Below are 12,773 nucleotides of genomic sequence, written 5' to 3' on the forward strand. Positions count from 1 at the left end.
GCTCTTAGTGGTCGGGGCCGTCGTCCTGCGCCCTCGGTGGTCCGCTCGGCCGACGATGTTGACGGATCCGGCTCGGGCGAGGTTTACTCCTTCTAGAGATCGAACATGTGTTCGATACCTGGAAGGAGTGGTCATGAGCCGGCGGACTGTTGACCAACGTGCTGCATGTTCCGTGTCTGCTCTGCCGCGGGAGCGTCCTGACGTTCGAACGGCGCTCCCGGCCGCGGGGCTGCCCCGCCGTTCCCGCGACGAGCTGCTCTTGGCCGCGCGTCACGGCCTTGATGAGGCGAGCCTCGCCCAGCTTCCCGGGGAGCGGTACGCCCTGGCCCATCTGGCGGCGCTGCGTGCCGCCGCGGCTGTCCTCGCCGATCGGGCTCAGGCCAGTCCCGGTCACCGTGGTCGGCCGGCGAGTGCCTGGCGGCTGCTTGCGACGGTGGCACCTGAACTGGCGGAGTGGGCGCAGTTCTTCGCATCCGGTGCCGCCAGGCGGGCGGCGGCCGAGGCGGGTCTGCCGGTAGTCGGTACCCGCGATGCCGATGACCTGGCCCGCCAGGTTGAAATCTTTCTCGCGGTGGTGGAAACAACGTTGGGCCTGCCGTCACAGCCGGCGCTGCCGGCCATGCTTGTCGGGTCAGCCAGCCCGTCCCGAGGCTGAAGGTCGCTTTGACCAAGACGGCTACCCTGGCTGATCTCCAGAAGATCGTGAATGCCGAGGTCTCGGCCGGCCCGCAGGCGGCTCGGGGTGCGTTGGACACGCTGACGGCGTTGTTCGGCCGGGACAACGCCGCCGTCGAACTGTGGGATCATGATAATCCGCATGATGGCGCCCGCAACGAGGCGCTCGCGAGCATCGCCACGGTGTACGGGTGCAGGCTCGTCGCCACGAACAACGTGCACTATGCAACCCCGGCCGGATCCCGGCTGGCGGCGACGTTGGCGGCTGTGCGGGCCCGGCGCAGCCTCGATGATCTGGACGGCTGGCTGCCGGCCGCGGCTGGGGCTCACCTGAGGTCTCCGGCGGAGATGGCGGCACGTTTCGCGCGATTTCCCGGAGTGGTGCGACAGGCGGCCCGACTCGGTGCGGAACTCGCCTTCAATCTGAAGTTGATCACACCCAGACTGCCGGACTTTCCGCTGGCTGCGGGGGAGAGCGAGGCGGTCCGGCTCCGGGCGCTCACCGAGGACGGAGCCGCGTGCCGATATGGCCCGCGCCATCGGGAACGCGTCGCGGGTGCCTATGCGCAGCTCGACCACGAGCTTGATCTGATCGAATCCCTGGGCTTTCCAGGTTACTTCCTGATTGTCCACAATATCGTCGTCTTCTGTCGGGACAACAACATTCTGTGCCAGGGACGGGGCTCGGCAGCGAACTCCGCGGTCTGCTACGCGCTGGGTATCACCAATGTGGATGCGGTGTCGTTCGTCCTGCTGTTCGAGCGTTTCCTCGCACCGGAGCGAGATGGTCCTCCGGACATCGACATCGAATCCGGCCGTCGAGAGAAAGTCATCCAGTATGTCTTTCAGCGTTACGGCCGGGATCGGGCTGCTCAGGTCGCGAACGTGGTGAACGTCATCGCCGAGCGGTTGGATCGCCTGCCGCTGGCGATCCCCACGAGCTCGCCTTGCATGTCGTAGATCTAACCATCACTATCGGTGGTCATCTCATGTGTCTTGGCCACCGAAGATGGGAGTTTTGTATGAATATGATCATCCGAAGGGGTGGTCCGCGGCAGATCCCGTCCGGGGTGACGCTGCCTGCCGCGTCCGAACCGTCGCATGAAGCCCCGGGCCGGGGCCGGCGGCCTCCTGACTGGGCACTGCGCCTGGCAGGTCTGTCCCTGGGCGGTCTGGCGGTCGGCGTCGCCATCGGTCTGCGCCTGCCGGTGTGAGGTTCGCCGGCAGGTGAAGACGGGAGGATGGGTGCCCGCGGCTAGCCTGCCGCATGAGGCGTCGGGAAGTCCCGAACGGGCATCGCCCAACCGGAGGTACGGCATGGTTGTCGGAAGTCGTCCAGTCAGCTGGGAAGATCTTCGCCAAGCCGTGGTCTGGCAGGGTCTGCGGGATGCCCTGGCCGTCATGACTCCGCCCGGGAACACCTCGCTGGCGATCGTGGACGCCGGCGGCGGGAGCGGCGGGTTCGCGGTACCGTTGGCTGAGCAGGGCCACCGGGTGACAGTGGTCGATCCGAGCCCTGACTCACTCGCGTCCCTCGACCGGCGGGCAGCTGAACGCGGGGTCACGCATCTGGTGGCGGCACGTCAGGGGGATCTTTCTACCCTCCCGGGGATCGTCGGTGCTGCTTCCTGCGACGTGCTGCTGTGCCACACCGTGCTGGAAGTGGTGGATGAACCCGCCCGTGCGCTCGCGGCCGCGGCGTTGGTCCTGCGTCCGGGCGGCCTGCTCAGCATCGTCGCCGCCAACCGGGACGCAGTCGTGCTCGCCCGCGCACTCGCCGGCAGGTTCGCGGAGGCGCAGTACGCGCTTGCCGATCCCGGCGGGCGGTGCGGAACATCCGACCCCGCGCACCGTTTCGATGCGCGTGCTCTCGCCGGCATGGTGCGGGATGCCGGTGCCGATGTGATCGCGATCCACGGTGTACGGGTGTTCGCGGACCTGGTACCCGGAGCGTTGGTGGACGGGGACCCGTCCGCAGCCGAGCGGTTGCTGCGCCTGGAGATCGCCGCGTCCTCTCGCCGGCCGTTTCGCGATCTTGCCACTCAGTTGCACGTTCTTGCTCACCGCAACGCCGGCTGACAGTAGGCAGCTGGATGCGGTCACGGTGAGCACCGACGGGCTGTCCGACGATGAGGGCAGCTGTGTCCTGCACGTCGACATGGACGCATTTTTCGCCTCGGTTGCGGTGCGGGCCGCACCACGCCTGCAGGGCTGTCCCGTGATCGTCGGTGGCGGCGCGCGGGGGGTGGTGCTGTCCGCGACCTATGAGGCGCGTCGCTTCGGTGTACGAAGCGCCATGCCCATGGCCCAGGCGCGTCGACTGTGCCCGGCGGCGGTGGTGGTACCCGCCGACCACGCCGCCTACCGTGCGGCGTCCACAGCGGTCATGGAGATCTTTCATGACGTCACGCCGATGGTCCAGCCGTTGTCCCTTGACGAGGCGTTTCTCGACGTCACGGGCGCTCGCCGGCATTTCGGCCCGCCGGCTCGCGTGGCAGCGGCCATCCGGGCCAGGGTCGCCTCCGAGCAAGGGCTGACCTGTTCGGTCGGGGTGGCGCCGTCGATGTTCATCGCCAAGATTGCGTCCGCGCGGTGCAAGCCGGACGGCTTGCTGGTGGTTCCCGATCACGGTGTGCTTGCTTTCCTGCATCCACTGCCCACCACCGCGCTGTGGGGAGTCGGGGAACGTACCGAGGCAATCCTGCGGCGTCTGGGTCTGCGTACCATCGGTGACATTGCCGACACTCCGCTCGCCACTCTCCAGGCTGTGCTCGGCCGGGCTGTGGGAGCGCAGCTGTCCGCGCTTGCCCACGGCCGTGACGACCGGGTGGTCAGTCCACGCGCGGTCGATCGCAGCATCGGGGCCGAAGAGACCTTCCCGATCGACACCGCGGATCGAGCCGACATCGTCCGGGAGTTGTTGCGCCTGTCTGAGCGGATCGGCGCCCGGCTGCGGGGCCGCAGCTACGGAGCCCGCACTGTCTCGCTCAAGGTCCGCTACACTGACTTCACCACCGTTACCCGGGCGCGCACGTTACCTGAACCGACCGATGTCGCACAGACGATCTATCTTACCGTATGTGAACTGTTCGACGGGCTTCGCGCTGAGGGCATCGCCGCTCGACCGGTCGCGGTACGTCTGGTCGGCGTGCGGGTTGAGAATCTCGTCGCGGCCGGAGATCTGACTCACCAGCTTGCGTTGGGTGAACGCCGCTTCGGGCGGCGAGATGCCGAGCGCGCTGCGGACCGTGCACGTAGCCGTTTCGGTGCGGATACGATCCGGCCGGCGTCGCTGATGACATCTCCCGGTGTCACACGGGATGGGCCTCCCGGTGTCACACGGGATGGGCTGGGGGAGGACTGAGGGCAGGACGAACCGATCGGTCTGTCTCGGCATGGTTGGTTGCCTACCGCGCTCGCCCGCTCGTGCCTATTCTTGGGTGTCAGGTTCCGTCTGCCGGACCTGCCGGTCGTGGGAGGAGCGTCGATGCCGCTCTCGGAAAACGAGCAGCGCCTGCTGGATCAGATTGAGCGCGCGCTCGTCGAGGACGATCCGAAGTTCGCGAGCACGGTCCGCTCGACGAATCCCCGTACCTACCTGCTACGCAGGGTTCGTCACAGCGTTCTCCTGTTCGTGCTCGGATTGGTCGTCCTGGTTGTCGGAGTCGTGCTCAACCGGACGCCGCTGATCGTGGTCTTCGGTGTGCTCGGCTTCGGTCTGATGCTGTTCGCGGCGTCACGGGGCGCAGCCGATCTTCGCCGGATCGGTGGCCGCGGTGGCGAGTCGGGCGGTCGTCAGCCGTCGGTTTCACGTCGCCGGACCCGTGCTTCGATCGCCCAGCGCCTTGAGGAACGTTGGCACCGTCGATGGGAGGACAGGGACGGCCAGTGACGGCTGGGCTGACCTACGGCTGGGCTGACCTACGGCTGAGCTGACTTGACGGTGTCGGCCGGCTGACGGCCGAGTCGTTTCCGCCGGGTGAATCGGGTGAATCCATTCAATTCACCGATCACCGAACGTGGGGCGACCAGTGCGCGCGCCCGGTCGCTGCGCGGGGCCGCCGTTCGCAGCAGCCGCCCGACCAGCTGCAGGTTACGTCCGATCCCTCCGTCGGACGTGCCGGACAGTGCCCGCGTGGGTGGTCCGTAGCAGGCCAGCTCCTCCGCCTCGGCGATCCGCAACAACGCAGCCCGTCCCGTCTCGGCGTCGGGTGCCGCGACCTCGGTGCTGGCGGCGATGTGGTCGGCCAGGCGGATTGCAACGGCCCGCGGCGACTCGTTCGGGCGCGCCCGCAATCCAAGATCGGCCGTGAGGTCCGTGAGTTCGGCCCAGGCCGCGTGCACGCGGACATCCACGGCCGCTGACCCGTCGCGATCGGGGTGACCGCCTGTCATGGCGGCGGCGACACGGCGGCGGCGGCGCGCGATCCGCACCATCGCTGGAAGCAGCAGCACCGCGACGATGCCGGTCCCGAGCAGAGCCCGCGTACCCCACAGGATGATCGTAGCTAGTGAAATGCCTCCGAAATGTGCCTTTTCGGAAGTTTTCGGCTCTGCGATGGGTGTGCCATCCTGGCTGGCACCGGTATGCGGATCCGTCGACGGAGTCGGCGTGGGGGCGCTGTGCGACGGCGTGGCCGAGGAGCTCGGGCTCTGCCCGGTCGCGTCGGGGGACAACGCGTAATCCGGGGTGATGGTGCCATCGGCGCGAGGAGTGGGCTCGAAGGAAACCCACCCGGTCGAGGCGAACCACGCTTCCGGCCAGGCGTGCGCATCCTTGTTGGTGATCAGATAGCTGCCGTCGGCCTGTCGGGTCCCCGGGACGAAGCCGATCACAACCCGGGCGGGGATGCCGAGCGCTCGCAGCAGCACGGTCATCGCGGAGGCGAACTGCTCACAGTAACCACGTCTGGTCTTGAACAGGAACTCGGCCAGAGCCCCGTCCTGGGTCGTGGGAGCGCCGTTGAGGTCGTAGATGAAGTTGGTGTCGTGCAAGTAGTTCTGGATCGCCATAGCCTGCTCGTAGCTGTTCGTGCGGGTCGCTGTTATGTCACGGGCGAGTTTTCCGACCCGCGGGTCGGTGTTGGGCGGCAGCTCCGTGTCAATCTTCAGATCTGCCGGGAACGTCCGCGGTGAGGCCGCGAGCTGGCTTGGAAGCGGGTCGGGGATGGACGCTTCCACCTGGAAGTGTGCGCCGGCGGTAGTGGACCGGGTACTGAAGACCGTGCCGGTGTCGGCGGACAGCCGCCAGTCGCTTCCCGGAGCAAGACCGTCGATCCTGGTCGGGGTCCCAGGCAGCGGAAGGTAGCGTTCCGCCAGGACCGTCGATACGTTGATCGTCGCTGACACTGTCGTGGCGCGGGTGTTGCGGGCCACCGCGGGAAGACCGTCACTGATTCTCGCATCGCTGGTCGCGTGCAGCGAGCGAAGAGTGAACCGCTGCCCGTCGAACTGTTCCAGCGCGGTCAGCCGCAGGTACCGAGGGGTGGCCATGCGCACCGACAGCAGGCTCGTGGGTTCGCTGGCATGCAGTTGCTGTGACATCGAGACGAACGGCGGCAGCACGATCGCTGAACCCGGGCCGACCGTGTAGCGGGGAGCACCCTGCTGGCGGGCCAACGGCCCCACTCCATCGAGGGATGGCAGCAGTGCCGGGACGGCCAGCGTGCACACCACCGCGCACAGGGCGATCCCGGCGGCAAGGCTGCCTGCGCTGTTCGGTAGCGACGGCCGCTCCGATCCGGTGATCGGCTTTCCCCAGCGTTCGACCGTCTGTTGCCTGTCCATCACGAGCAGCAGTAGAAATCCTGCCGTGCCGAGCAGAAACGGTGTTACTCCGACACCGTGTGGCAGTACGGCTGCGGGCAGCATGAACAACGCCAGCAGTGGAAGTCCCGCAAGCGTCGGGCGTCGGATCGTCACCACCAGGAAGTCGACGATCATCGCGACGATGTAGACACCGGTGACGGTGAGTATCACCAGGCCCGGTCGTCGCGGTACTGGTGCGGCAAGCCTGGACACGTCGTCGCGACCGGCCGTGACAAGGGTACGCAGCGCGTCCACCGTCCGTCCCGTCGGGACCAGACCGGCGACAGCGGTCTCGCGCGCGTACAGCGCCGTAACCGTTATCACGAGTCCGAGCAGCCCGAATACGAGCGCCACCGGGATGGCCAGCCGGAGCGTCCGCGCCAACGCGGCCGTGGCCACAGCTACCGCGGTGGCCACGATCACGGGGCCGAACCACCACCAGAAGCCTTCGAACAACGGCGTGAGCGCGGATGCGCAGAGCAGCGACGCCAAGGCGCCACCGATGGGAGGGGACAGCCGGAGCCGGGAGGTCACCGTGCCACTCCGGCCTGTGTGTTCGTGGACGGCGCGCGGCTGGGTTCCATCGCGGGTTCCATCGCGGGTTCCACTACGGGTTCCACTGCCGGTTCCGATTCCGATGTCGATCCCCCTTGCGGTCCCGCAGCCGGATCGCCGCCTACGACCGGGCCCGCGTCGAGCCCACCGGTGGTCGACTCCGGTGTACGCGGGTCGTCGTGAACCATGTCAGCCGACACCCGTACGGGTACGGGCCGGTGCCCGGCCGCGGCTGTCTCACCGTCCTGAGCGGGTTCATTTCCGGTCGTTGCCGGCCACAGCGTGGCGAGCCTGTCGCCGTGACATGCGGTGACTACTTTCCAGCCGTGACGCTGGAAGATCGTTCGGCACGCCCGCAGGGTTTCGTTTCCGCCGACTGAGCGGTCCGCGCTCCAGGTCGCCACGTCGACCAGCACAGCGATCGCGGTGGCGTCGCGTGGGCGTGCCCGGGCCAGGGCGAGGGCCTGTACCGGATCGGTGTGCCCGAGGATCGCGACCACCATCGCGTTGTCCGCTGCCTGCAGACGGCTGCGCGCGCCCTGGATCGAAGGGGTGTCGGTCACGTCCACCACCGCGAGCGTGTCCAGCACCGCGGTCGGGTTGCGTGATCCCCGCACCGCGGCGGGGGTCGTGGCGTTGCCACACAGCAGCCGCACTGTCTGGCCCGTCCCGGTCAGGTGTACAGCGATCGAGGCGGCCGCGCCGACCGCCCATTCGAACGAGGACATGGGACCCCGGTCGGCCCAGGCACCGGAACGGGTGTCGAGGAACAGGGTCGCGCTGCTCGGGCGGAAGCCCTCCTCCTGACGCACCATCAGGGCGCCGGTGCGGGCACTGGTCCGCCAGTGAACCCGCCGGAGGTCGTCGCCGGCCTGGTAGGGACGGGTGGAGAAGTCGTCCGCACCAGCAGCCGATGCATGCCGCTGACGGTGGGTGCTGATCGTGACGTGACCGCCGGGACGGGTCCGGGGCAGGACCTCCACCGGTGGGGTCACGATCAGCTCGTCGCGGCTGCGGAACGCGCGCGTGAGCTCGCAGAGCCCGAAGGGATCCGTGATCCGAATCGCTATCGGTCCGATCAGGTGGCGGCCGCGCAGTTGGGGACGAAGCTTGTAGGTGAGGTACCGGACGCCACCCGCCTCCACCCGGTCGAGCACGAACCGGGCCCGGAAGCCGAGAGGGTCTGGAACCTCGTCATCGACCAGTAGGACTGAGGAGGGACGTCCGCTTATGTTGTCGATCCGGATGCCGACCGAAACGGCACCGTCCACGGCCACCCGGGCGGGCACGAGAAAGCGGTGGCACGCGAGCCGGTAACGGGTCTTGCACACGAACGCCGCCGCGCACACCGGCAGCGCGACCAGCAGTATGCCGACGCGGAACAGGTCTTCCTCGCCGACCGTGGCGGCCAGCGCGCAGCAGGCCAGTCCGGTGGCCACGAAGCAGAGTCCGCGGATGGTCAGCCCGCGTATCGCCGCCAGAAAGTCGAGCATGGGAACTCAACGGCCGCGGTGCGGCGGACGTGCCCCATGGCGTGGGATGGGAACACGTGCGACGATCTCGGTAATGATCCGGGAGCTGATGTCGGTCATGGACGTGCTCGACATCGCGATGTCGGGGTTCACCAGCAGCCGGTGGGCGAGCACCGGCGCCGCCATGGCCTGGACGTCGTCGGGCACGACGAAGGTTCGGCCGTCCAGCGCGGCCCGGGCCCGGGCAGTCCGCACGAGGTGCAGGGTCGCACGGGGAGATGCACCCAGGGCGAGTTCGGGATGCCGGCGGGTGGCAGCCACGAGGTCGACGATGTACCGGCGTACGTCATCGGACACATGTATGGCGCGTACCAGGGAAATCAGCTTGGCGATCTCACCTGCGTCGGTGGCGGGACTGATCCCGTCCAGGGGTTCGGTGGTCCCGTGGCTGTCGATCATGGCTAGCTCGGCCGCGGGCGACGGGTAGCCCATCGACACCCGCGCGGTGAAACGATCGCGCTGCGCTTCCGGCAGTGGATGGGTGCCTTCCATCTCGATCGGGTTCTGGGTCGCTATGACCATGAACGGTGGCTCCAGATGGTAGGTGACACCGTCGATGGTGACCTGGTGTTCCTCCATGCATTCCAGGAGTGCTGACTGCGCCTTGGGGGCGGCCCGGTTGATCTCGTCGCCGACGACGATGTTGGCGAACACCGGTCCGGGGCGGAATTCGAAGTCCCTGGTGTCCTGGTTGTAGACGCTCACCCCGGTGACGTCGCTGGGCAGCAGATCCGGTGTGAACTGGATGCGGCGGACACGAGCGTCGATGGAGCGCGCGAGGGCCTTGGCGAGCATCGTCTTTCCCACGCCGGGTACGTCCTCGATGAGCAGGTGGCCGCCGGCGAGCAGGACGATCAGTGAGATCCTGATCACCTCGGGCTTACCGTCGATGACGGTCCCGACGGCCTGGGTCACTCGCGTCGCGACATCGGCCAGGTGGTGCAGCTCGGTCCCCGGCTCGCGCCAGTGCATGACGCCGGGCTCCGTCACCGTCACGTCAGCCTCCGTTCTCAGGTCAGCCGTCGTCAGATCGGCACGGTGGGCCCGGCGGACCCTCCACGAGTGTGACACCAAGGCGGGCGATGGCCTTCACACGTTGAGAATCCTCTGCCCACCGATGTCCGGAAAGCGTACTGATTCGCAGGGGCATTGGATCGTAGCTGCCATGACTGTTACTCGCAGGTGTTTTTGTCATGTTTGGTCAAACGACACATTGACTTCGCATCCATGATCCATACGGCTCGGTGGTTGTGGGCTTCGAGGGGTGTGTCCGGAGTGTCGGAGGGCTTCCCGGTGGGGGAGAGTGGGGTACAGTGGCGCGCAGTGGGGGACGGGCGCACTCACAGGCCAACCAGAGCAGGACTGGATGGCTCTGAACCTCCCGGGCACGGGCGAGGAGGGCGCCGATGTTCCTCGGCAGCCACACGCCACGGCTCGACGACAAAGGCCGGCTCACACTGCCGGCGAAGTTCCGTGAGGAGCTGGAAGGGGGGCTTGTGATTACCAAGGGGCAGGAGCGATGCCTCTACGTGTTCCCCATGGTTGAGTTCACCCGGATCAGCGAGTCTCTGCGGACCGCGCCTGTTACGGCAAAGGCGCTGCGGGATTACAGCCGTGTCTTCTTTTCCTCCGCGTCGGACGACGTTCCCGACCGCCAGGGCAGGATCACCATCCCGCCCGCACTCCGGACCTACGCGGATCTGATCCGCGACTGCGTCGTGAACGGCGCGAACACCCGGGTGGAGATCTGGGACGCCTCCCGGTGGGATACCTATCTCGCCGGCCAGGAGGAGAACTTCGCGGCGCTTTCCGAGGAGGTGCTGCCCGGCGTCATCTAGAGGCAGAGGTGGAGAGACCTGAGGACGGGGTGCCGGCGTGCGCCGAGGTCTCCCCCCGCTCTGCACCGGACGTCACTTCCCCGGTGTCCGGTGATGCGAGCGGGGCGGGACCTGGGCACATGCCGCACTTTCGGGAACGGGATGTGATGTGGACAACCCGGGACCAGGCAAGTCGTCCAACAGATGTGTGATTTACATCTTTGTTCTTCACACCTTCACCCGCCGCGGCTCGCCATTGCCGTGGCGAAACGCCCGCCGCGAGGTCCACGAACAGTTCGAGGAGGTCGAGGTGGACGCCACACACACCCCGGTCCTCTCCGACCGTGTTGTCGCTCTGCTGGCACCGGCGCTGGGTGCACCCGGGGCGGTGGTGATCGATGCCACCGTGGGACTCGCGGGTCATTCGAGCGCGTTACTCGCCACCTGTCCCGATGTTCACCTGGTCGGTCTTGACCGTGACCCGCAGGCGCTGGAAGAAAGCCGCGCCCGGCTTGCGGCCGAAGGCGACCGGGTCACGCTTGTACACGCTGTGTACGACCAGTTGCCGGCGGTTCTTGACACGCTCGGCCTCGCGCAGGTGCATGGCGTGTTGTTCGACCTCGGCGTGTCCTCACTGCAGCTCGACTCCGACGAGCGGGGATTCAGTTATTCCCGGGACGCCCCACTGGACATGCGGATGGACCCGACCAAGGGTCGTACCGCGGCGGATGTCCTCAACACCTACGGCGTCGACGAACTCGCCCGGGTCCTGCGCGACTACGGAGAGGAACGGTTCGCCCGGCGGATTGCCGCGGCCGTGGTCGCTGAACGTGCCCGCGAACCGTTCACATCCTCAGCCCGACTCGCCGATCTTGTTCGGCGGGCCATTCCGGCGGCGACCCGCCGTACCGGAGGGAATCCGGCAAAGCGCACGTTCCAGGCATTGAGGATCGAGGTCAACGGTGAGCTCGAGGCGCTCGCGCAGGCTCTGCCTGCGGCCCTCGACGCGCTCGCCGTTGGGGGGAGGCTGGTCGTGCTCGCCTACCATTCGTTGGAGGACCGCATGGTCAAGCGGGCGCTGGCGGCCCGGGTGCGGCTCGATGTGCCGCCCGACCTGCCGGTGATCCCCCCGGAAGCCGTCCCGACGATGCGGTGGCTCACCCGCGGCGGAGAGGTGCCGGCGCCGGACGAGGTCGCGGCCAACCCGAGAGCCGCCGCGGCGCGAATGCGCGCGGTCGAGCGGACCAGCCGTGGCGCGGCATGACCGCCCCCGCACCCCCGCTGCCGCGCCGGCGCAAGCCCAGGACACGGCCGGTGGTCGAGATCGGCCGTGTGCCGGCGCGTGCCAGCGTCCGGGCCTCCTCGGCCACGGCATTCGGCGACACCGCCATCCCCATTCCCTCCCTGGGCGGACGGGTCGGAGTCGCGCCCGTCCCTGACCGCCCGTTGCGGCGCTCACGTCCACCGCGGTGGGCATCGACGCCGTCACCCCTTGCGGTCACCCGGACGGTACCTCGAGGCCACACGCCGCGCGCACCGTTCGTGATCCTGTTACTGCTGCTCATGGGTGCCGGTCTGATGTGTCTGCTGTTGCTCAACACGGCGCTCGCGCAGAACGCGTTCCTGGTCCACAGCCTGCAGAAGTCCTCGGCGGTGCTGTCGGACGAGGAGCAGACGCTCTCGCTGCGCCTCGACCGGCTCTCCGACCCGGCGAACCTCGCCGCCAGGGCGACCGATCTCGGGATGGTCTATGGCGGTATTCCCGCGTACCTACCGCCCGGAACCCCGCTACCACCGGGTGCCCGTGTGATCGACACGGATCCGTCATCCGGCGTTGTCACCATCCTGGTGCCGAGCGCGCGAGCACCGGTCGCCGGCACCGGGGCGGTCGGAGGTGCCCCGGTGGGCAGCAGGCCCGCCGGAAGTGGCCGGTGACCTCTACTCTCAACCCTTCGTCCTGGCGCGGCCGATCGCGGCTACGGCTGGTCTCGGATCTTGGCCAGCGGGTGGTCGACGACCAGTGGGCGCAGGGCGACGAGGCCGGCTTCACCGACGGCTACGCCGATCCCGACGGCTACGGCGATCCCGACGGCTACGGCGATCCCGACGGCTACGGCGATCCCGACGGCTACGGCGATCCCGACGGCTATGCCGGTCGCTACCGCTACCGCGATCCGGACGGTGACCGGGATGACGGTTCCGGCCGGAACGACGGTGCATCCGGCTACGCATACGACCCGGTCGGCCGCCGGCCGGCCGGCGGCCGACCGGGTCGTATGCGGGATGCGCGCCCTGGCCGCCCGGCTTCCCGCGGCGGCGGCAACCGGGTGCGTACGTCGGGCGCGCGTCCGCTTCGGGCCCGCGACGCCGGGGCCCGTCGGCCACG

The 12,773-nt window shown here is 68.2% G+C and carries 11 protein-coding genes and 2 pseudogenes; 10 read left to right on the forward strand and 3 right to left on the reverse strand.

From position 1 onward, the window contains the following. The first annotated feature begins 133 nt into the window (after positions 1-133). From U9978_RS18695 to U9978_RS18720, 6 genes and pseudogenes are all read left to right on the forward strand, one after another. The gene (locus U9978_RS18695; RefSeq protein WP_322762429.1) at positions 134-655 is read left to right on the forward strand and encodes an SAV_6107 family HEPN domain-containing protein; all 522 of its coding nucleotides are present in this window, start codon (positions 134-136) and stop codon (positions 653-655) included. 53 nt (positions 656-708) lie between these two features. Next, positions 709-1,569 (forward strand): annotated as a pseudogene (locus tag U9978_RS18700) (error-prone DNA polymerase); the annotation flags it as partial. A gap of 128 nt (positions 1,570-1,697) precedes the next feature. Further along, positions 1,698-1,889, forward strand: a complete 192-nt coding sequence (locus U9978_RS18705; protein WP_322762431.1) for a hypothetical protein — start codon at positions 1,698-1,700, stop codon at positions 1,887-1,889. Positions 1,890-1,992: 103 nt separating this feature from the next. Continuing rightward, a complete protein-coding gene (locus tag U9978_RS18710) occupies positions 1,993-2,754 on the forward strand; it encodes a methyltransferase domain-containing protein (RefSeq protein WP_322762432.1) in 762 nt (253 codons plus the stop codon). 25 nt (positions 2,755-2,779) lie between these two features. Then, entirely contained in the window at positions 2,780-4,039 is a 1,260-nt protein-coding gene (gene dinB, locus U9978_RS18715) for a DNA polymerase IV (protein WP_322762433.1), read from the forward strand. 123 nt (positions 4,040-4,162) lie between these two features. Beyond that, a complete protein-coding gene (locus U9978_RS18720; RefSeq protein WP_322762434.1) occupies positions 4,163-4,567 on the forward strand; it encodes a DUF3040 domain-containing protein in 405 nt (134 codons plus the stop codon). A gap of 29 nt (positions 4,568-4,596) precedes the next feature. On the opposite strand, the gene U9978_RS18725 is transcribed toward U9978_RS18720, so the two are convergent. From U9978_RS18725 to U9978_RS18735, 3 genes are read right to left on the reverse strand one after another with little or no spacing between them, the layout of a single operon-like run. Then, positions 4,597-7,017 (reverse strand): DUF3488 and transglutaminase-like domain-containing protein, encoded by a 2,421-nt coding sequence (locus tag U9978_RS18725; protein WP_322762435.1) that lies wholly within the window; start codon positions 7,015-7,017, stop codon positions 4,597-4,599. Then, a complete protein-coding gene (locus tag U9978_RS18730; protein WP_322762436.1) occupies positions 7,014-8,531 on the reverse strand; it encodes a DUF58 domain-containing protein in 1,518 nt (505 codons plus the stop codon). Before U9978_RS18730 ends, U9978_RS18725 begins: the two co-directional genes overlap by 4 nt. A gap of 6 nt (positions 8,532-8,537) precedes the next feature. Then, on the reverse strand, positions 8,538-9,542 hold the full coding sequence (locus U9978_RS18735) for a MoxR family ATPase (RefSeq protein ID WP_322762439.1): 1,005 nt from the start codon (positions 9,540-9,542) through the stop codon (positions 8,538-8,540). Between the two features lie 434 nt (positions 9,543-9,976). On the opposite strand from U9978_RS18735, the gene mraZ reads away from it, so the two are divergent. The 4 genes and pseudogenes from mraZ to U9978_RS18755 form a co-directional block, all read left to right on the forward strand. Further along, positions 9,977-10,408, forward strand: coding sequence for a division/cell wall cluster transcriptional repressor MraZ (mraZ, locus tag U9978_RS18740; RefSeq protein ID WP_322762437.1), 432 nt, complete (start codon positions 9,977-9,979; stop codon positions 10,406-10,408). A 289-nt stretch (positions 10,409-10,697) separates the two neighbouring features. After that, positions 10,698-11,651 carry a 16S rRNA (cytosine(1402)-N(4))-methyltransferase RsmH gene (gene rsmH, locus U9978_RS18745; RefSeq protein ID WP_322762440.1) on the forward strand — a complete coding sequence of 318 codons (954 nt, stop codon included), beginning with the start codon at positions 10,698-10,700 and terminating at the stop codon, positions 11,649-11,651. Then, on the forward strand, positions 11,648-12,322 hold the full coding sequence (locus U9978_RS18750; RefSeq protein ID WP_322762438.1) for a hypothetical protein: 675 nt from the start codon (positions 11,648-11,650) through the stop codon (positions 12,320-12,322). The genes rsmH and U9978_RS18750 overlap by 4 nt, the downstream gene beginning before the upstream one ends. Then, positions 12,319-12,773: pseudogene (locus U9978_RS18755) on the forward strand (hypothetical protein); the annotation flags it as partial. The gene U9978_RS18750 and the pseudogene U9978_RS18755, both read left to right, overlap by 4 nt.

The organism is Protofrankia sp. Cr2, from assembly GCF_963555885.1.
Taxonomy (GTDB): Bacteria; Actinomycetota; Actinomycetes; order Frankiales; family Frankiaceae; genus Protofrankia.

Bases quoted from the DNA above. Each gene is read 5' to 3' on its own strand.
- U9978_RS18695 (WP_322762429.1), top strand. From the start codon at position 134: ATGAGCCGGCGGACTGTTGACCAACGTGCTGCATGTTCCGTGTCTGCT.
- U9978_RS18705 (WP_322762431.1), top strand. From the start codon at position 1,698: ATGAATATGATCATCCGAAGGGGTGGTCCGCGGCAGATCCCGTCCGGG.
- U9978_RS18710 (WP_322762432.1), top strand. From the start codon at position 1,993: ATGGTTGTCGGAAGTCGTCCAGTCAGCTGGGAAGATCTTCGCCAAGCC.
- U9978_RS18720 (WP_322762434.1), top strand. From the start codon at position 4,163: ATGCCGCTCTCGGAAAACGAGCAGCGCCTGCTGGATCAGATTGAGCGC.
- U9978_RS18730 (WP_322762436.1), bottom strand. From the start codon at position 8,531: ATGCTCGACTTTCTGGCGGCGATACGCGGGCTGACCATCCGCGGACTC.
- U9978_RS18735 (WP_322762439.1), bottom strand. From the start codon at position 9,542: ATGCACTGGCGCGAGCCGGGGACCGAGCTGCACCACCTGGCCGATGTC.
- mraZ (WP_322762437.1), top strand. From the start codon at position 9,977: ATGTTCCTCGGCAGCCACACGCCACGGCTCGACGACAAAGGCCGGCTC.
- U9978_RS18750 (WP_322762438.1), top strand. From the start codon at position 11,648: ATGACCGCCCCCGCACCCCCGCTGCCGCGCCGGCGCAAGCCCAGGACA.